This is a genomic window from Streptomonospora sp. PA3 (assembly GCF_009728995.1).
GTDB lineage: Bacteria > Actinomycetota > Actinomycetes > Streptosporangiales > Streptosporangiaceae > Streptomonospora.
This window is the reverse complement of record NZ_VTZW01000007.1, coordinates 36,218-55,276: the sequence shown is the minus strand read 5'-3', so window position 1 is coordinate 55,276 and position 19,059 is coordinate 36,218. Positions and strand designations below refer to the sequence as shown.

The following is a 19,059-nucleotide window of genomic DNA, read 5'->3' as shown; positions in this document are numbered from 1 at the left end:
CCGCCGGCTACTTTCCGCCGACGCCCATCAGTCCGCTCACCAGCGAGCGGCGGGCGATCAGGTAGACGATGAACAGCGGCACCGTCGCCAGCACCACCGCGGCCAGCAGGCCGGCGATGTCGGTGCGGTAGGCGCCCTGGAACTCGTACAGCCCCAGGGTGATCACCCGGTTCTCCGCGGACTGGGTCAGGATCAGCGGGAACAGGAACCCGTTCCAGGCCTGCAGGGCGGAGTAGACGGCCACGGTGCTGATGCCCGAGCGCGCAAGCGGCACGACCAGCTGGAAGAAGGTGCGGCCCGACCCGGCCCCGTCCAGCGCCATCGCCTCGTACAGGTCGTCGGAGATGTCGCGCATGGACCCGGCCAGGATGAGGATGCACACCGGCAGCGAGAACGCGGCGGTGGGCAGCACGATGGCGATCAGCGAGTCGTACAGCCCCATCTGGACGATGATCAGGTAGACGGGGATGATGACCGCCTGGTTGGGGATGGCCAGGCCCAGCAGGAACATCCGGAAGGTCGAGTCGCTCATCCAGTTGCGGGTGCGCACGATGGCGTAGCCGGCCGTCACCGACAGGGCGACGACCAGGGCGACCACGCCCACGGTCACCAGGATCGTGTTCAGCACGAACCCCGCCAGCCCGTTCTCGATCGCCCGGGCGTAGTTGTCCAGGGTCGGGTCGGTCGGGAGGGCCAGCGGCCCCGCCGACCGGTACTCCGAGCTCTGCTGGAAGGTGGCCGCCAGCAGGGCGTACAGCGGGACTCCCACGACGAGCAGCCACACGAAGGCGCCCAGGCCGGCGACCAGGTTGGGCCGGTGGCGCCAGCTCCGCAGGCCCGCGTGCCTGCCGGAGCCTCCGCTCGGGCCTGCGGGGCCCGGGGTCCGGGCGTCTTGGCCGGTACGCGCCGGCGACGTCGCGGTCACATCCCCTCCCGGGTGCTGCGCATCTTGCCGAATCCGGTGAAGCGCACCATCAGCAGCGAGGCGATGGTGGCCACGGCCACCAGCACGCAGGCCACAGCGCTGGCGTAGCCGTACTGGTAGTTCTGGAACCCGGCTTCGTACATCAGGTACGGAACGATCGTGGTGGCGTGTCCGGGCCCGCCGTTGGTGATGATCAGGACCGTGTCGAAGTAGGTCAGCGAGCCGACGACCATCAGCACCGACGAGGTGGTCATGGTGTTGCGCAGCTGGGGCAGCGTGATGTGCCAGAACGCGCGGTAGCGCCCGGCTCCGTCGATCTCGGCCGCCTGGTACAGCGACTCGGGGATCTGGCGGGCCCCGCCCTGGTACAGCAGCGTGTGCAGCGGGATGAACTGCCAGGCGCTGACGAAGAGGATCACGCCGAAGGCGCCGCTCTCGCTGCTCAGGAAGTCCAGGCCGGGCATCCCGATCATGGGGCCGATCTTGGCCAGCGGGCCGAAGTTGGGATCCAGCAGTGCCCTCCAGATGAGGGCGATGGCCGCCGAGGACAGCAGCAGCGGCACGAAGAAGATCGCCGAGAGCACGGCCCGGTTGCGCTGCCTGCCGGCGGCCCATACGCCCAGCAGAAGCGAGATGGGCGTCTGCACGGCCCAGCTTCCGACGGTCAGCATCACGGTCAGCCCGATGGCCTGGTGCATCACCGGATCACCGACAAGGCGGGTCCAGTTCTCCATCCCGATGAACTGGGGGGTGCCCAGTCCGCCCCAGGTGGTCAGCGACAGGTAGACCACCAACACCATGGGCAGCACGGCGAACAGGCCGAAGAACAGCAGTGCGGGAAGCCCCCACAGGGCGCTGGGGCGTCCGGCCCGGGGCGCCCCAGGGCGCGCACCGCCGCTGCGGGCGGTGCGCGCCGGGGACCGTTCCGGAGCCGTGAGTCCGTCCCGGTTGGGCGAGGCGACACTCACTGCAGGGCCGCCAGGTTGTCGACGAACTCCTGCGGGGTGACCTGCTTGTTGAACAGCTTCTCGATCTCGGTCACCATCGGCTCGGCCTGGGGACGGGGCAGGGCCTGGTCCCAGGAGAGCTGGAAGGTGGGCGCGTCGCGCACCATCGCGTACTGGAACTTGGCGAAGTCGGGGTTGGGTGCCTCGTCCAGCATCTCCTCGGCGCCGGTGGTGGTCGGGATCTCGCCGTTCTTGACGAGGTCCTTGACGTAGGCGTCGCTGTAGGTCTGCTTCAGGAACTCGGTCTCGGCCTCGGTGTCGCCGTCGTCGACGATGGAGAAGTAGTTGGTCGGGTTGCCGACCACTGCCTGCGGGTGGCCCTCACCGTCGGGCATCGGCGGGAAGGGGACGTAGCCCAGGTCCTCCTTGGCGAACTCGGGCGCGTCGGCGAGCTGGGTGGAGTACTCCCAGGAGCCCATCAGGTGCATGGCCGCCTTGCCTTCGGCGAGCAGCGCCGATGCGGCGCCGTCGTCGTAGCCCACCGAGGCGAAGTTCTGCCCGAATGCGCCTTCGTCGACCAGGTCCTGGATGATCTGGGCGGACTCCAGGACCGCGGGGTCCTTCCAGCCCGAGGAGTCGCCCTTGGCGATGCGCTCGAAGACCTCGTGTCCGCCGATGCGGTCGACCAGGTACTCCACCCACATCAGCTCGGTCCAGGGGGTCGCCCCGCCCAGCGCGAAGGGGGTCACGCCCTCCTGCTTGAACGTGTCGATGAGGTCCTGGACGTCGCCCCAGGTCTCCGGCGGTTCGACGCCGGCCTCCTCGAAGACCTTCTCGTTGTAGAAGAGGATGACCGGCTGCGTCCCGCGCAGGGGGATGCCGTACTGGGTGTCGTTGACCTTGCCGGCCTCCATGATGGAGGGGATGAAGGCGTCCTCCATCTCCGGGTTCTCCTGCAGCGTCGCGCCCAGCGGCAGGAGCATCTCCTGCTCGATGTAGGGCTCGATGCTGCCTCCGCCCCAGTTGAAGAACATGTCGGGAGCCTGCTGCCCGGAGCCCATCATGGTCCGGAGCTTGTCCTCGTAACCGTCGGGGGCGATCTGGTTCAGCACGGCCTTGCTGCCGTCGTTCTGCTCGTTGAACCGCTTGACGGCGTTCTCCTGCACCACCGCGAGCGAGTCCTGGCGCAGCGCGATGTTCATCTCGCCGTCGCCGGAGCCTCCGGTTCCGGAGCCTCCGCAAGCTGTGGCGGTGAACAGGAGCAGCGCGAGTGCGCCCGCGGCGCCGGCCCTGTGGGGATTCATGGCTACGTCCTTATCGAAACTATCGGACAAGTTATCGCAATGCGTGCTGCCAGAATCTACGGCGCTGCCACAAACGCCGTCAATACTCCACGAGAAGTTCGTCACCCTCCCCCTGCGTCGCCTCGGGAGGACTCCCAGTAAAATGCGACCTTGTGACAGCAGAACCCGCACCGATACCCCAGGGCCCCGCCGGATCCGAACCCGTCACGATCTCGAAAATTGCGGAGGCCGCAGGGGTGTCCGTGCCGACGGTCTCCAAGGTCCTCAACGGACGCGCCGACGTCGCGCCCGAAACCCGCGCGCGCGTCGAGGAGCTGATCCACCGGCACGGCTACCGCCGGCGCCGCGGACCCGGCGCCGGGCGCTCTCCGACGATCGACCTCGTCTTCCACGAGCTCGACAGCGCATGGGCGATAGAGGTCATCCGCGGAGTCGAACGCATCGCCCGCGCCGAAGGGCTCAGCGTCGTGCTCTCGGAGTCCGGCGGCGAGCAGACGCCGCGCGATGCCTGGGTGGAGGCCGTCCTGGGCCGCCAGTCCACGGCCGCGATCCTCGTCTTCTCCGACCTGGCCCCCGATCAGCGGGCGCGGCTGACCGCGCGCAGCATCCCGTTCGTGGTGGTCGACCCGACCGGGGACACCGACGAGGACGTCCCCTCCATCGGCTCGGCCAACTGGAACGGCGGCCTGGTGGCCACCCGCCACCTCATCGAGCTCGGCCACCGGCGCATCGCCGTGATCGGCGGCCCCACCGACGTGCTGTGCAGCCGCGCGCGCATCGACGGCTACCGCTCGGCGCTGGACTCCGCCGGGCTCCCGATCGACACCGGCCTGATCCGCTCGGGCGACTTCCACATCGAGGGCGGGCACGGCCACGGCCGCGACCTGCTCACCTCGCCCGACCCGCCGACCGCGATCTTCGCGGGCAGCGACCTGCAGGCGATGGGCCTGTACGAGGCGGCGCGGGAGCTGGGGGTGCGCATCCCCGAGGACCTCAGCGTTGTGGGCTACGACGACCTGCCCGTGGCCCGCTGGGTGGGTCCGCCCCTGACGACGGTGCGCCAGCCGCTGACCGAGATGGCCGAGGAGGCCACCCGGCTGGCGCTCATGCTCAGTCGCGGCCAGCAGCCGCCCAACCTGCGCCTGGACCTTGCCACCAACCTGGTCGTCCGCCACAGTACGGCCCCGCCGCGGCACCGCTGAGCAGGCGGCGGCCGGGCGGGGCCCCGCGGGTGCCCCCGCGGCGGGAACGCCCCGAACACGGACGGGGGGCGGGACCGCAGCCGTCCCGCCCCCCGTCGCAGCGGCGCCTTTAAGGGGCAGAAAGGCGCCGTTTCCGGGAAAGTCCGCCCCGCGGCGGCGCCGCGGGCTCCTCCGTCCGGCGGTACAGGCCTGGAACCGGCCGCACGAGGCCGCAGTGATATGGATGCGGCCGGTCCCAGGGATCGGGGTGACGCCCCAGGGCGTCGGTCGCCGCTTGCGCCGCGCCCCGCAGCGGGTCTGCGGCGGGCGACGAGGCGCGGGGGCACAGGCGGTTCCGGGCGCAGGGGACCCGCCCGGAACCGCCTGCCGGCGGCGGGGTGGGGCGGCGGCGCGCGGGCCGGCGCCCGTACCGCGCACCGTTGCCCCCGCACGCGCGGTGGGCAGGCGCGGAATTGGCGGCGGTGGTGCGCAGGAGTGCCGCCCGACCCGCCGCACCGGCGCCGCGGCGCACGGCGCGGTGGTTGGCGCCCCGCTCCCCGCCCGGAGCCGCCGCGCGGGGAGCGCTGCGGTCCCTTCGGCGGCGCGGAGCGCGGCTCGGGTCGGTCATGGCGGTTCCTCGCAGTCGTCGGTCGGTAGCCGGGGGTGCCGGGCCGGCCCGCGGGTGGGCCGCGTCCGGTCGCGGATCAGGGGTGCGGCCGGTGCCTGGGGTCGGCAGCCGGTCGGCGGTGCGGCTCAGGCCGGGCGGAGCGCAACGCCCTCGACAGCGGGCGCTGCGGTGCAGGCGGTGGCGGATCCCGCTCCCGCCGCGGAGGGCGGAGGAGCCGTGCGGCTGCGTCGACGCGGGGGTCGGCCCACGGGGTCTTCTCCCTTCGGGTCGTACACGTCCGGGTTACGGCCACCTGAGCGCTGATTGGGAGCGCTCCCATGCAGTGACGAATGTAACACGGTCGCCATGTGGCACCAAGAGATCACATATCGAAATTAGTCCGAAAATCAAAAACCGCACGTCAGCACGCTGGAATCACCGCGGTGAACCGTGGGTCGCCCGGCGGCGGCACCCAGCGACGCCCGGCTGTGTCAGTCGCCGGTCGTCGGCCGCCGGTCGCTCGTCGCCCGCGCCGTGCTGCCGCGGGCGACGAGCTCGCCGAGCGGGGCCGGCACCTGCCGGGCGGCGCCGCCGGCCACCGCCTCCAGCAGGAGCGAGGCCGCCAGGCGGCCGTGCTCGTGCAGGTCGCGGCGGATCGCCGTCAGCGCGGGCCGCACCACCTGGCACAGCGGCGAGTCGTCCCAGGCGATGACGGACAGCCGGTCCGGCACCGCGATCCCCAGTTCCTGGGCCACACCGAGCCCCGCCGCCGCCATCAGGTCGTTGTCGTAGACCAGCGCGGTCGGCGGCTCGGCGCCGGCCAGCAGCTCGCGCGTGGCCCGGGCCCCGCCGTCGCCGGTGTAGTCGGTGTGGACGGTGCGGGGCGGTGCCATGCCGTGCTCGCGCGCCGACTCCTCCAGCGCCCCGGTGCGCACGCCGGTGTGCACCAACGCCTCGGGACCGGCCACGCGGCCGATGCGCCGGTGACCCAGCCGCGCCAGGTGCGCGACCGCCGCGCGCATGCAACCGCCGTCGTCGGCCCACACGCACGGCAGGCCCCCGGTGCCCTCGGGGCCGCCCACGACCACCGCGGGAAGGCCGATCTCGGCCAGGGCGCCCACCCGCGGGTCGTCGCGCCGCAGGTCGACCACAAGCACGCCGTCCACGCGGCGCTCGGCGTACCAGCGCTTGTAGGTGGTCAGCTCCGGCGAGGTCTCGTCGACCGACTGCAGCATCAGCGCCGTGTCGCCGTCGGCGAGCTCCTCCTGAATGCCGGCGATGAAGCGCATGAAGAAGGTCTCGACGCCCAGCACCGGCGCGGGCCGGTCGATGATCATCCCGATCGCCCCTGCGCGGCCGTCGGAGAGGGCGCGCGCGGCGCTGCTGGGCGCCCAGCCCAGCCGGCCGGCGATCTGCAGGATGCGGCTGCGCGTGGTGTCGGATACGCCGGGGCGGCCGTTCAGCGCACACGAGACGGCGCCCTTGGATACCCCTGCCGCCCTGGCGATGTCGACGATCGTCGGGCGCCGCCCCATCTGGTTCCCCCCGCCTGCGAGTGCGCCACCGCACCAGAAACCTACCAGGTCACCCGGCTGGGGACCGATGCCTCCGGAGAGGTCCGATACGGGCCGACCGCGCGTGTCGGCTCCCTCTGCGCCGCCGCGCGCGGTACCACGGAATTCGACAGGTTCATCGGGAATCGGCAGGTCAGCGGCGAATTCGCCGGGAAGAGGTCGCCCCATGGTCACTCCACGCTCCACACGCCTGCGCCTTCTGGCGATCGGCGGCAGCCTCCTGCTCTTCACGGCGCCGGCCGTGGCCGGGGGGCAGGCCGCGGCCGCACAGCCCCACCCTGACGGGGTCCCGCTGCGCGAGCTCGGCGCCCGGCAGGGCATCCGGATCGGCGCCGCGGCCAACCCCTTCGTGCTGGAGAAGAACCGCGCCTACCGCACGATGCTCGCCGACCAGTACGGAACGCTGACGGCCGAGAACGTGATGAAGTGGGACACCCTGCAGCCCGAGCGCGGCGTCTTCGACTGGTCGCACGCCGACGCCCTCGTCGAGTTCGCGCGCAAGCACCACCAGGGCATGCGCGGCCACACCCTGCTCTGGCACAACCAGAACCCCAAATGGCTGACCGAGGGCGGCTTCGGACCCGAGGAGCTGCGGTCGATCATGCGCGAGCACATCCGCACGGTGCTGGAGCGCTACCGCGGCCGCGTCTACGCCTGGGACGTGATCAACGAGCCCTTCCGCGACGAGGGCGGCGAGCTGCGCCCCAACATGTGGCTGAAGACGCTCGGCGAGGACTACATCGCCGAAGCCCTCAAGACCGCCCACGAGGCCGACCCGGACGCGCGCCTCTACATCAACGAGTTCGGCATCGAGGGCCGAAACGCCAAGAGCGACGCGCTCTACGAACTGGCGAAGTCGCTGCTGGACGCGGGCGTCCCGCTGCACGGCATCGGCTTCCAAAGCCACTTCCGGGTGGGCGGTGTACCCGAGGACCTGGCCGAGAACATGCGCCGGTTCACCGAACTCGGCCTGGAGGTGACCGTCACCGAGCTGGACGTCAGCATCGGCATGCCCGCCGGCGAGAAGGAGCTGCGCGCCCAGGCCGACGACTACCGCACGGTCGTGGAGACCTGCCTGGCGGTCAGCGGCTGCAAGGGCGTCACCGTCTGGGGCGTGGGCGACGCGGACTCCTGGATCCCCTCCTGGTTCCCCGGCTGGGGCGCGGCCCTGCCCTTCGACCAGGGCTACGCGCCCAAGCCCGCCTACAGCGCCATGCAGGAGGCGCTGGGCCGCTGACCGGATCCGGCCGGGCGCCCCGGGGGCGCCGCCCGCGGGATCGGGAACCGCCCGCCGGGGGCGCTGCATACTGGGTCCATGCGTGCGAGCCGACTGGTCTCGCTGGTGCTGCTGCTGCAGAACCGCGGGCGGATGACGGCGGCTGAGCTGGCCGCGGCCCTCGACGTCTCCGAACGGACGATCTACCGCGACGTCGAGGCGCTGAGCGCGGCCGGGATCCCGCTGTACGCCGACCGCGGCACCGGAGGCGGCTATCGGCTGGTGGCCGGCTACCGGACCCGGTTGACCGGCATGACCTCCGGCGAGGCCGGCGCACTGGTCCTGGCCGGCCTGCCCGACGCCGCCGCGCAGCTGGGGCTGGGCGCCGAGATGGCCGCGGCCGACCTCAAGCTGCTCGCGGCCCTGCCCGCCGAGCTGCGCGAACGCGCCGAGCGCGTGCGCTCGCGCTTCCACCTGGACGCACCCGGCTGGTGGCGGGAGGCCGAGGAGACCCCGCAGCTGAGCGCCGTCGCCGCGGCGGTATGGGACCAGCGCACGATCGACGTGTCCTACCGCCGGTGGGACGGCGCAGAGGTGCGGCGGCGGCTCGACCCGCTGGGCGTCGTGCTCAAGGGCGGCACGTGGTACTTCCTGGCGCGCCCGCACCCCGAGGCGGGCCGCCCGGGCGGCGCGGCCGCCGAGGCCCCCCGCACCTTCCGCGTCTCGCGGGTGTGCGACCTGCACGTGCGCGAGGAGGTCTTCGAGCGTCCCGATGGGTTCGACCTGGCGGCGTCGTGGGCGGAATGGTCGCGGGAGTTCGAGCAGAGCAGGCACCGGATGCGCGCCCGAGTGCGGCTCACCCGCCGCGGCCTGGACCTGATCCGCGCCCTGTCCTCCCCCATCACCGCAGCCGGCGCCGAAGGGCTGGAGCCCGGCGCGGACGGCTGGTGCGAGACCGAGCTGCGGGTGGAGTCGGTGCCCGTGGCGACCACGGAGTTCGCCGCCTACGGTCCCGAGATCGAGGTGCTGGAGCCCGCGGAGCTGCGCGCGGCCCTGGCCCGCCATCTGCGTGAGGGTGCCGCGCTGTATGCCCGGTGACACCCCGCGCGAGCGCGCCGCCTCCGGCGCGACCCTCGCGAAAAGCGGTTTGACCCTCCTGTCAGGGGAGACTCCACGATGGTCGGCATGAACACGCAGCACGGCCTGCACACCATCGGTGAGCTGGCCCGACGCACCGGACTGAGCGTCAAGGCCATCCGGTTCTACGCCGACGAGGGCATCGTGCCGCCCACGGCCCGCAGCGACGCGGGCTACCGGCTCTACGACGCCGAGGCCGCGGCCCGGCTGGACCTGGTACGGACCCTGCGCGAGCTCGGGATCGACCTGGCCGCGATCCGGGCCGTCCTGAACCGCGAGGCCGACCTCGGCGAGGTCGCCGCCGCACACGTGCGGGCCCTTGACGAGCGGATCCGGACGCTTCGGCTGCGCCGCGCGGTGCTGAGCACCGTCGCCGACCGGACACCGACCGAACGGGAGATCACGCTCATGAGCGACCTCGCCCGCCTGTCCGCCGAGGAGCGGCAGCGCATCATCGACGACTACCACGACGCCGTCTTCGGCGGCCTCGACCTGGACGAGGACTTCGTCGCCAGGATGCGCTCGGTCCGGGTGGACCTGCCCGACGAGCCCAGCCCCGCCCAGGTGGACGCCTGGGTCGAGCTGGCCGGACTGGTCCAGGACCCCGGCTTCCGCGACCGGGTCCGCGCGATGTCGCTGGCCCAGGAGCGCAGCCGCGCCGAGGGCACCTACCAGCGTCCCGACAGCGAGCTGGGCTGCCGGGCCACCGAGGCCGTGGCCCCGCTGCGCGCCGCCGGGGTCGCACCCGATTCGCCCGAGGCCCGTTCCGTCGTGGAGGAACTGGCGGGGCCGGCGCTGCGGGACGGGCGCCCCGACACCCCGGCCGAGCGCCGCCGCCTTGCCGAGGAGTACGAGCTCTTCACCGACCGCCGGGTCGAGCGCTACTGGCAACTGGTCGCGGTGATCAACGAGTGGCCGGCCTTCGAGCCGCGCGTGCCCGACTGGGAGTGGTTCATCGCGGCCCTGCGCGCGAGCGCGGAGTCCGCGTAGCGGCGGGGCGCGCGGCCGCCGGAGGACGGCCGGTGCGGGGCGGCCGCGCGGCGGGGCGGCCGCCCCGCCGCGCGGCCCCTCAGCCCCAGAAGCCGTAGTAGTACAGCATCCCGTTGGTCCCCGCGATGACGGCCAGCGCCAGCACCGCCCCGACTACGTAGCCGGTGCCCAGCGAGCGGACGAGGAACTCCGCGCCGACGATGTTGTTCAGCAGGAAGTAGCCCAGGTACATGGCGTGGAAGAAGCCGTCGAGGGTGAAGATGCCCGGGTAGTACCACGCCGTCCCGTTCCACATGCCCGACTCGGTGGTGAACCACTGCCAGGCGTAGGACACGCCGGTGCCCAGCGGGATCTGGATGAGCGGGATGATCAGCAGCGGCAGCAGCTTGGCGAAGCTCCACAGGCTGGGCTGGTCGGCCTTGCGGGCCTGGGCCTGGGCGCGCCTGGCGGCCTCCTGCTCGGCGCGCACCCGCTCGCGGTGCACGCGCTCGGCCTCCTGCCTGCGGCGCTGCTCCTCGCGCTGCTGCTGCTCCTCGCGCTGGCGGCGCAGCTCCTCCTCACGGCGGCGCTGCTCCTCGTAGGGGTCGGTGGAGCCGCGGTACATGCCGCTGTAGGGATCGTCGTAGGCGGGGGGCATCGCGGCGGTCGGCGGCGCCTGCTGCTCGCCGGCGCCGTAGGCGGCGGTGGGGTGGGGGCCGTCCTGCTCGTAGGCGCGGGTGTGCCGCCCGTAGGCCGCCGTCGGGGCGGCCTGGTCGTAGGCGCGCGTCCGCCCGGCCGCCTCCGGCCCGTCGGGGTGGTAGGGCGGCGGGTTCTCCGGGGCGCGGGCGGTGTCGCCGGGGTATGCCCCCGACCCCATCACCGACGTCGGGTCGGCGCCGCCCTGCCCGGCGGCCCGGGTGGGCTGGTGGTCGCCCGGCAGCGAGCCCGCGGCCGCGCCGCCCGCGGCGCCGCCGAGCACGGAGGTCGCCCCGCCGGGATCGGCGCCGTCGGCGGCGGGCGCGCCGCTGAGCATGGCGTTGGTCCGGGCGACCTGCTCGCGCACGCCGCGCATGACCGCGGCGGGCAGCCAGGACTCGCCGATGGGGATGTCGCCGAGCGCGTCCAGCAGGTCGCCCGGCGAGGGCCGGTGGCGGGCGTCCTTGGCCAGGCAGGCCGAGACCAGCCGCTGCAGCGACGCGGGAACGGCGGAGAGGTCGGGGTCGTGCTGCATGACCCGCATGACCAGGGTGGGCATGGCGCCCTCGCCGAAGGGTCCCACCCCGCCGGCCGCGTAGACCAGCACGGCGCCGAAGGCGAACATGTCGCTAGCCGGGGTGAGGTGCTCGCCCTGGATCTGCTCCGGCGACATGAAGCCCGGTGTGCCGATGATGGACTGGGTGGCGGCGGTGCCCTCGGTGGCGCGCGCGATCCCGAAGTCGATGACGCGCGGTCCGTCCTCGGCCAGCAGCACGTTGCCGGGCTTGAGGTCGCGGTGGATGAGCCCGACGCGGTGGATCTCGGCGAGCGCCTCGGCCAGGCCGGCGGCCAGCACGCGCAGCGTGTGCTCGGGCAGTCCGCCGTAGTCGCGCACGGCCTCGTCCAGCGGCAGCGAAGGCACATAGGAGGTGACCAGCCACGGGACGCCGCCCTCGGGGTCGGCGTCGATGACCGGCGCGGTGAAGGCGCCGCTGACCTGGCGGGCCGCGGTGACCTCTCGGGCGAAGCGCTCGCGGAAGGAGGTGTCGGTGGCCAGGTGGGGGTGGATGCGCTTCACCGCCACGGGGCGGCCCCCCGCCGAGCGCCCGAAGTACACCTGCCCCATGCCTCCGGCGCCCAGCCGCCCGATCAGCCGGTACCGGCCGATGCGCTCCGGGTCGCCGTGCTCCAACGGACCCACGTCCGTACCTCCGCATTCCCGCAGTGTCGATGGGTGGCTCGATCCCTGCGATCGTAACCACTCCGCCGGCGGTCGCGGCCGTATCGGCGCCGCACGCCAGGTCGGGGAGCTTCGCGGTCGCCGGACCGACGGGGGTTCAGTCTAGGGGGTGGAGCACCGTACACAGCCGCCTTTACATCGTAGATTACCCCTTGTCCTGGGGCCGCTGCGGCCGGGGGCCGCGTCGCTCCCGCCGCCGCCACGGCCTACGCTGCGGGTATGGCGCAGTTCCTTCCTCCCGAGCAGTGGTTCGCCACCTTGCCCACGGCCTACCTGGCCGCGTTCGGGCTGATCACCGACGAAGCCGGCCGCGTACTGCTGGTCGACCCCAACTACCGGGAGCACTGGACGCTGCCCGGCGGGGTCGTCGAGGACGGCGAGGCCCCGCACGCGGCGTGCGAACGCGAGGTCGCCGAGGAGGTGGGGCTGCAGCGGACCGCGGGCACGCTGCTGGCCCTGCAGTGGAGCGCGCCGCGCGGCGCCCGCCCCAAGCCGTTCCTGTCCTTCGTCTTCGACTGCGGAACGGTGGCCTCCGACGTGCCCATCACCCTGCAGAACGAGGAGCTCGACGACTACGCCTTCGTCGACCCCGAGTCCGCACCCGGCATGCTGCATCCGGCCCTCGCGCCCCGGCTGACCGGCGCCCTCAAGGCGCGCAGCGAAGGCGCGACCGTCTACGTGCCCTGACGCGAGTGGCGGCTCCCGCCGCCCGCGCCCGCCGCATGCCGCGTGCGGGCCTTGCCACCGCGGGCACGGTGGAGCGGGCGCGGGCCGGACCGTCCCCCTCCTGCCCCGGGCACCCGCCGGCCGGGCCGCGGACCGACGGGCGGGGCCTGCTCGGCCATCGGCCCGCTAGCGGGCCCGGGCGGCCTCCTCCGGTGCGCCGCCTCGGCCGCACTCGGGGCAGGCGCCGCGCCTGCGCAGGTGGTAGGCCAGCGCGGCGGCGGCCAGGGCGGCGCCCCACACGGGGAACAGTCCCCCGGACAGCGCGACCAGCCCGCCGATGGCGTCCTGCTCGCCGCCCGTGGTGTTCGACGCGACCATCTCCGCATAACCCGAGAGCATCGCGAACCCGCCGACGATCAGCAGCACCGCCGCGAGCGAAGCCGGCACCACCGCGAGGGCCACGGGCACCCGCCGGCCGGCCAGGCCCGGCATCCACCGGGGGAAGACCTCTCCCCAGCGCTGGATGAGCCCGAGCGTCAGTACCGCGCCGACCACCGCGAAGCCCGCCAGGAAGGCGCCCGCAACCCACATCCCGCTCTGCTGGCCCTCGCGCAGGAACTCCCGGCTGATACCCAGCGGAACGCCCAGCGCCCAGGCGAAGCGGGTGGTGGCGTACAGCAGCGGCGGCACCACGGCCACGAGCACCGCCGCCCTCCCCCACCGGGCGGCCGAGCGCGGTGCTGTCCAGGTCCGGCTCGCCTCGCCGCGTCCGCAGCGCAGGCAGCGGTCCGCGCTGCTGCGCGCATATGCCACGGTCGCGACCGCCCACAGGAATCCGCCGGCCAGGCAGGCGACGCGGTGCAGCATGCCCCAGCTGAACACCGTTTCCAGAAAGGCGGCGCCGACCTCGCTTCCGGTGAGCAGGCCGACGACGGAGTAGGGCACGTAGCCGACGGCCTGGAGCAGCAGCACGTCGGTCATGCCGAACAGCAGCAGTGCCGAGACAGCGGTGCCCGCGGCGACGAGCAGCGGCCGACCGGCGCGCGTGCCGCTCAGCATGGCGGCGCCGGCGGCGGCCGCGGGCAGTCCCGCCGCCACCACCGCCGCCCACGCGGGCCCCTCGCCGAAGCGGGCGGCCAGCGGGGCGATCGAGAGGTGCTGGACGTCGGCGAAAGGGAAGCCGCGCCCGCTCAGCGCCCAGTACAGCGCCGCGCACGCATAGGCCGTGGACCACAGGACGGCCGCCGCCGGCGCCCAGCGCCCCCGCCCGCGGGGGCCGCCCCCCGCGGGCGGGCGCTCGGCCCCCGCTTCCGCTTCTCCCCCGTTCGGCGTGCCGTGCCGGAACCGCTCCGTGGTCATCGCGTCCTCCCTCGCTCCGGCGGCCCCGGCGGCCGCGCTGCGGGTATGCGGTGCCCACACTCGCGCGGCCGGCCGCCGCGGGCCTCCCGCGCGGGAGCGGATCGGGCGCCGGCGGCTCCCCCGTGCGGGGGAACCGCAGCGGCCGGGCGCAGCCGGCCGCTGCCACCCCTGCACGGCGCGCGGCGGCGGCCCCCGCGTGTCCCCTATGAGCGGTCCGCCGCCCCGGCGCCCCGTGGCGGCCGCGACGGCGTGCACGACCGCCGCCGATGCCCGCGGCCTGAAGGATTGGCCGCGGCACAGGAGCGCCGAAGCGGCACGGAGCGGGCCGCGGTTCCGCCGCCGGAACGCGGCCCCGGTCAGCCGCCGGCGACCGAGGGCAGCACGCGCACCTCCGCCCCGTCGGCGACGGGCGTGTCGAGGCCGCCCATCGCGCGGCATTCGTCGGAGTCGACGAAGACGTTGACGTAGCGGCGCAGCCGGCCCTGTTCGTCGCGGATGCGGCGATCCAGGCCGGGGTGGCGCCGGGCGAGCTCGTCGAGGACGGTGCGCAGCGTGGTCCGGGTGTCGGGTGCCGCCGCGGCCGCCGGGGCGGGCGCGGGCACCGGGCCGCCGCGGGGCGCCGAGAGATCGGGCGCCGTGGCCTCGGGCGGCACGGCCGGGGTGTCGTCGAGTGCGATGTCGATCCGCGCGGCTCCTGCGGCGTCGGCCTGCAGGACCTGGGGGAGCAGGACGGTCACGGCCATCTCACACCTCCACGGCACGGACGCACAGCACGTCGGGCAGGTGGGCGGCCACCTGGGACCACTCGCCGCCGGAATCGGCGGCGAAGACGTCGCCGCTGCGGGTGCCGAAGTAGAAGCCGGGGTCGGCCGCGCCGTCGGTGCAGGCTCCGTCGCGCAGCACGATGCCGAAGTAGGGGTCTTCGGGCAGTCCCTTGACCGCCGACTGCCAGGTCCGCCCCGCGTCGTCGGTCCGGTAGACGGCGAGGCGGTCGCCGGGCGGCAGGTGGCAGACCTGGCTGATCACCGGGAACACGAAGCCGGTGCCGGGGGTCTGCGGGTGGGTGACGAAGGAGAACCCGAAGTCGGTGGGCAGGCCCTCGGCGATGGAGCTCCAGCCGGCCGCGGGGTCGGTGCTGCGGTAGACGCCGTGGTGGTTCTGCGCGTAGAACGCGCCGTCGCCGCCGATGGCGACCTTGTGTACGCACTGGCCGTACTCGGGCTCCTCTTCGGGCAGGAAGACGGCGCTGATGCCGCGGTTGGCGGGGTTCCAGGAGGCGCCGCCGTCGCGGGTCTGGTACACGCCGCCGGTGGACATCGCCACGGTCATGGCCTGCGGGTCGGTGCCGTCGGCTGCCACCCGGCCGGGGATCACGGTGTGGATGGCGGCGCCCCCGGCGCCGGGCCACCAGTCGCCGCGGTGGGGGTGGTCCCACAGGCCGCGCACCAGCTCGAAACTTTCGCCGCCGTCGGTGGAGCGGAAGAGGGCGGTGGGCTCCACCCCGGCGTAGACGGTGCCGGGTTCGTCGCCGAAGGCGAACTGCCACACCCGGGTGAAGGAGGCGTCGACGTCGTCGGGGAAGGCGATGGGCGCTCGCGGCGGCTCGTGCCAGGTCCGGCCCAGGTCGTCGCTGAACCACACACTGGGCCCGAAGTGGGAGCTCTCGGCTCCGACCAGGATCCGCCGCGTGCGGGGGTCGACCCCCACCGCATAGATTCCGGCCATGTTGGCGTAGTCCTCGGTGTCCAGGCGGTGCGGGCCGCGCACCTCCCAGTTGCGGCGGTCCTCGCCGGTGGCGGTGAACAATCCTTTGCGTGTCCCGATGACCAGGAGATACGTCATATTCGCCCCATGAGGTGAGTGCTCGGCAGAGCTGCGTGGCCGTGGGCGGGGCGCACCGGACGGGGTGGGCCGTACCCACTCTCTTCGCCGCCCGGCCGCGGCACCGCGGGGCGGGCAGTGTGACTGAGAGCATACCGAAGGGCGGGCATTTTTCGTACAACCGTTCGTAATTTGTTCTTGGGTGGGCGCCCGGCCTCCCGCCGCAGGCGCGGCCGGCGCGCGTGGGCACCTACGGGCGCGGTGCGGGCGCCCGGGATCGCTCGTCCGCAGCGGAGCCGTTTTCCGGACGCGCCGCTACCAGCGGCACCGCGCGCTTCACGCAACGCGGTATCGGTGAAATCACCAGTCTCCCGGCTCCTCTCTGTCCGGGGGATTAACGCCTGTGTAACTTGAGGGCGTGCCCAGTGGAACCCCCCATGCGGCCCCCGGTCTCCGCCTCCGGGGCCGCGAGTCGGAGCAGCGGATGCTCACCGACGCCCTCGACGGCGCGCGAGCCGGCCAGGGCGCGGCACTGCTGCTCTGCGGCGGGCCGGGCATCGGCAAGACGGCGCTGCTGGACCACGCCTGCGAGGCGGCGCGCACCCCGCAGGTGCACCGCTCGCGGCCGCCGCAGGAGGCCATGGTCCTCAAGGGCGCGATGGTGCTCAGCTCCGCGGGCACCGAGCCGGAGTCGGCGATGCCCTTCGCCGGGCTGCAGCGGCTGCTGCGCCCGGTGCTCGACCGCATCGCCGAACTGCCCGCCCCCCAGAAAGCCGCGCTGGAGCAGGCGCTGGAGGCCGGCCACATCGCCGAGAGCGACCGCTTCCCCCTCTCCATCGGCGTGCTGCGGCTGCTGTGCCTGCTGGGCCACTCCGCACCGCTGCTGGTCTGCGTCGACGACGCCCACCTGCTGGACTCCGCCTCGCTGGACGCGCTGGCCTTCGCCGCACGCCGGCTGGGCACCGACCCGGTGGCGATGGTCTTCGCCGCCCGCGACGACTCCCCCAAGCCGGCCGTGCCGGGCATCCCCGCCGTCTCGCTGGGGCCGCTGCCCGATGCGGCCCTGAGCGAGGTCCTCGGCGACGCCGCACCCGGCGGCATCGCCGCGGGGGTGCGCGCCGAGCTGGTGCGCGCCAGCCACGGCAATCCGCTGGCGGCCCGCGGATTCGTCGCGGCGCTCTCCCCCGACCAGTTGTCGGGCACCCGCCCACTGCCGCGCACGCTCCCGCTCCCCCAGGAGCTGCGCCGGGCGTATGCGCCGCGGTTGGAGGCCCTGCCCGAACCCTCCCGCCACCTGCTGCTGCTGGCGGCGGCCGACCCCGACTGCGGCGCCGACCAGCTGGTGCGCGCCGGGGGCCGGCCGGAGACGACCGTGGGCGACCTCGAACCCGCCGAGAACGCCGGACTGGTGCGCATCGACGGGGCCCAGGTGGTCTTCACCGACCCGCTGCTGCGCACCGCCGTCTACCAGGCCGCGCCGGTGGTGCGGCGGCGCGCGGCCCACGCGCGGCTGGCCCGCGTCGTCGATCCGCAGCGCGAGCCCTCCCGCTATGCCGGCCACCGCGCCGCGGCGGCCGAGGGGCCCGACTCCGACCTCGCGGCCGAACTGGCCGCGGCCGCCGACACCGCCAAGGAGCTCAACGGCCACGCGGTGGCCTCGGCGGCGCTGGAGCAGGCCGCCGAGCTGACGCCGATCCCCCGGCTGCGGGCCTGCCGGCTGTCCACGGCCGCTCAGGACGCGTGGCTGTCCGGGATGCCCGACCGCGCCTCGGAGCTGCTGGAGCGCGCCGAGCCCGATGCCGTGACACCGCGCCAGGTCGGGGTGCTGGAGCTCATCCGCGGCCAGATCGGGCTGCGCGAGGGCAATGCGATCGACACCGCCGACGAGCTGCTGGCCACGGCCGAGCGGCTGCTCCCCCACGACCGGGAGCTCGCCGTGCGCTCGCTGATGCGCGCCGCCGACGCCGCCTCGTTCGCGGGCGACCCCGTGCGCCACGCCGCGGCGGCCCGGCGGCTGGCGCCGCTGGCACGCGACAACGACCCGCCGGGCATGCGGCTGGCCTTCGCCTACATGGAGGGCTGCGCGCTGTCCTTCGCCGGGGACTACGCGGCCGCGGTCGGCCCGCTGCGGCGGGCCGCCGACCTGGCCGAGGAGATCGACACCCCCGCCGAACTGATCTGGGCGAGCATCGCGGGCCTGCGGCTGGGCGACGCTCCGCTGGTGCACGCGCTGTCGACCCGCGCGGTGTCGGTCGCGCGGCGCCGCGGCGCGCTCGCGGTGGTGCCCCAGGCGCTGGAGTTCCTGGTCTACTCGGAGTTCTGGAGCGGCCGGTTCCCCTCGGGCATCGGCAACTGCATGACCGGTCTGCGGCTGGCCCGCGAGACCTCCCAGCCCAACTGCGCCACCCACCACCTGGCCGCACTGAGCCTGCTCGCCGCGATCCAGGGCGACGCCGAGACCTGCCACGAGCGGGCGCGGGCGGTGGCCGAGCGGTCCTGCGAGAACAGCCTGGGCCTGCCCATCGCGCTCAGCTCCTGGGCGCTGGCGCTGCTGGAGCTGGCCCAGGGCGACGCCCGCGGCGCGTTCTCGCGGTTGCGGGTGCTCAACCACGCCGGACCGGGCTACGGCCATCCCACGATGCGGCTGCTGACCGCGCCGGTGTTCGTGGAGGCCTGCGTGCGCACCGGCGAGCAGGGCCGCGCCGAGGTGGCGCTGGGTCCGTACGAGGCGTGGGCCGAGGCCACCGGGAGCCTGAGCAGCCTGGCGGTCGCGGAGCGCTGCCGCGGCCTGCTGGCCGGCTCAGAGGAGGCCGCCGACCACTTCGAGGAGGCGCTGCGGCTGCATCGCGCCTGCGGCGACGACGACGTTGAGCGGGCCCGCACCGCGCTGCTCTACGGCACGACGCTGCGCCGCAACCGCTTCCCCGGCCGCGCCCGCGAGCACCTGCGCGAGGCGCTGGAGACCTTCGAGTGGATCGGCGCCCGGCTGTGGGTGGAGCAGGCGCGCGGCGAGCTGAGGGCGATCGGCGATCCCGAGCCCGCGGCCGAGGAGCCGGGCGCGGACGATCACGGCCTGACCGCCCAGCAGCACCAGATCGCTCTGCTGGTCGCCGAAGGGGCCACCAACCGCGAGGTGGCCGCGCACATGTTCATCAGCCCGCGCACGGTCGAGCACCACTTACGCGGGATCTTCCGCAAACTCAACATCCGCTCGCGAGTGGATCTGGCCCGCATGTTCCGCTGAGAGCAGCGGGCGCCGCCGGCTTCGCGCCCCTCGGGCGCAGAGCCGGCCTTCGCCCCCCGACCCCGACCCCTCCGTCCGTCATCCTCGGGCCGCCTCCGCAGCGGCCGCCGTACGCCCCCGACATGCCAACTGGTCGGTATCGCCCCAGCGGGGAGCCGGCCCGGCACGAAAGA

General features: G+C 74.1%; 14 protein-coding genes. 6 read left to right on the top strand and 8 right to left on the bottom strand.

Going from position 1 to position 19,059, the window contains the following annotated elements; genetic code table 11:
* Positions 1-7: 7 nt before the first annotated feature.
* From FZ103_RS04840 to FZ103_RS04830, 3 genes are all read right to left on the bottom strand, one after another.
* Positions 8-835, bottom strand: a complete 828-nt coding sequence (locus FZ103_RS04840; protein WP_155999409.1) for a carbohydrate ABC transporter permease — start codon at positions 833-835, stop codon at positions 8-10.
* Between the two features lie 86 nt (positions 836-921).
* On the bottom strand, positions 922-1,893 hold the full coding sequence (locus tag FZ103_RS04835) for a carbohydrate ABC transporter permease (RefSeq protein ID WP_186355826.1): 972 nt from the start codon (positions 1,891-1,893) through the stop codon (positions 922-924).
* Positions 1,890-3,176 carry an extracellular solute-binding protein gene (locus FZ103_RS04830; RefSeq protein WP_155999158.1) on the bottom strand — a complete coding sequence of 429 codons (1,287 nt, stop codon included), beginning with the start codon at positions 3,174-3,176 and terminating at the stop codon, positions 1,890-1,892. Before FZ103_RS04830 ends, FZ103_RS04835 begins: the two co-directional genes overlap by 4 nt.
* Before the next feature lie 218 nt (positions 3,177-3,394).
* On the opposite strand from FZ103_RS04830, the gene FZ103_RS04825 reads away from it, so the two are divergent.
* Positions 3,395-4,378: a LacI family DNA-binding transcriptional regulator gene (locus FZ103_RS04825; protein WP_343233403.1), complete on the top strand. Its 984-nt coding sequence runs from the start codon at positions 3,395-3,397 to the stop codon at positions 4,376-4,378.
* Between the two features lie 1,077 nt (positions 4,379-5,455).
* On the opposite strand, the gene FZ103_RS04820 is transcribed toward FZ103_RS04825, so the two are convergent.
* Positions 5,456-6,499, bottom strand: coding sequence for a LacI family DNA-binding transcriptional regulator (locus FZ103_RS04820; RefSeq protein WP_155999156.1), 1,044 nt, complete (start codon positions 6,497-6,499; stop codon positions 5,456-5,458).
* A 205-nt stretch (positions 6,500-6,704) separates the two neighbouring features.
* Between FZ103_RS04820 and FZ103_RS04815 the strand changes: the two genes are divergently transcribed.
* From FZ103_RS04815 to FZ103_RS04805, 3 genes are all read left to right on the top strand, one after another.
* Complete coding sequence (locus FZ103_RS04815) at positions 6,705-7,775, top strand: endo-1,4-beta-xylanase (protein WP_155999154.1); 1,071 nt, start codon at positions 6,705-6,707, stop codon at positions 7,773-7,775.
* A gap of 78 nt (positions 7,776-7,853) precedes the next feature.
* The gene (locus FZ103_RS04810) at positions 7,854-8,852 is read left to right on the top strand and encodes a YafY family protein (protein ID WP_155999152.1); all 999 of its coding nucleotides are present in this window, start codon (positions 7,854-7,856) and stop codon (positions 8,850-8,852) included.
* A gap of 87 nt (positions 8,853-8,939) precedes the next feature.
* Complete coding sequence (locus tag FZ103_RS04805) at positions 8,940-9,881, top strand: MerR family transcriptional regulator (protein ID WP_155999150.1); 942 nt, start codon at positions 8,940-8,942, stop codon at positions 9,879-9,881.
* Between the two features lie 79 nt (positions 9,882-9,960).
* Here FZ103_RS04805 and FZ103_RS04800 read toward each other — a convergent pair whose 3' ends face one another.
* The gene (locus FZ103_RS04800) at positions 9,961-11,757 is read right to left on the bottom strand and encodes a serine/threonine-protein kinase (protein WP_186355825.1); all 1,797 of its coding nucleotides are present in this window, start codon (positions 11,755-11,757) and stop codon (positions 9,961-9,963) included.
* Between the two features lie 258 nt (positions 11,758-12,015).
* On the opposite strand from FZ103_RS04800, the gene FZ103_RS04795 reads away from it, so the two are divergent.
* Entirely contained in the window at positions 12,016-12,483 is a 468-nt protein-coding gene (locus FZ103_RS04795) for an NUDIX hydrolase (RefSeq protein WP_155999148.1), read from the top strand.
* Between the two features lie 165 nt (positions 12,484-12,648).
* Here the strand turns inward: FZ103_RS04795 and FZ103_RS04790 are convergent, their stop codons facing one another.
* The 3 genes from FZ103_RS04790 to FZ103_RS04780 form a co-directional block, all read right to left on the bottom strand.
* Entirely contained in the window at positions 12,649-13,821 is a 1,173-nt protein-coding gene (locus FZ103_RS04790) for a hypothetical protein (RefSeq protein WP_155999146.1), read from the bottom strand.
* A gap of 356 nt (positions 13,822-14,177) precedes the next feature.
* A complete protein-coding gene (locus FZ103_RS25970; protein WP_186355869.1) occupies positions 14,178-14,423 on the bottom strand; it encodes a MoaD/ThiS family protein in 246 nt (81 codons plus the stop codon).
* 142 nt (positions 14,424-14,565) lie between these two features.
* A complete protein-coding gene (locus FZ103_RS04780; RefSeq protein WP_155999144.1) occupies positions 14,566-15,663 on the bottom strand; it encodes a sialidase family protein in 1,098 nt (365 codons plus the stop codon).
* 397 nt (positions 15,664-16,060) lie between these two features.
* Here FZ103_RS04780 and FZ103_RS04775 point away from each other — a divergent pair, with 397 nt between their 5' ends.
* Entirely contained in the window at positions 16,061-18,886 is a 2,826-nt protein-coding gene (locus FZ103_RS04775; protein ID WP_343233382.1) for an AAA family ATPase, read from the top strand.
* Positions 18,887-19,059 lie beyond the last annotated feature (173 nt).

Coding starts and splice junctions, on each gene's coding strand:
- FZ103_RS04810 (WP_155999152.1), top strand. CDS start 7,854: ATGCGTGCGAGCCGACTGGTCTCGCTGGTGCTGCTGCTGCAGAACCGC.
- FZ103_RS04790 (WP_155999146.1), bottom strand. CDS start 13,821: ATGACCACGGAGCGGTTCCGGCACGGCACGCCGAACGGGGGAGAAGCG.
- FZ103_RS04795 (WP_155999148.1), top strand. CDS start 12,016: ATGGCGCAGTTCCTTCCTCCCGAGCAGTGGTTCGCCACCTTGCCCACG.
- FZ103_RS04820 (WP_155999156.1), bottom strand. CDS start 6,499: ATGGGGCGGCGCCCGACGATCGTCGACATCGCCAGGGCGGCAGGGGTA.
- FZ103_RS04830 (WP_155999158.1), bottom strand. CDS start 3,176: ATGAATCCCCACAGGGCCGGCGCCGCGGGCGCACTCGCGCTGCTCCTG.
- FZ103_RS04805 (WP_155999150.1), top strand. CDS start 8,940: ATGAACACGCAGCACGGCCTGCACACCATCGGTGAGCTGGCCCGACGC.
- FZ103_RS04780 (WP_155999144.1), bottom strand. CDS start 15,663: ATGACGTATCTCCTGGTCATCGGGACACGCAAAGGATTGTTCACCGCC.
- FZ103_RS04815 (WP_155999154.1), top strand. CDS start 6,705: ATGGTCACTCCACGCTCCACACGCCTGCGCCTTCTGGCGATCGGCGGC.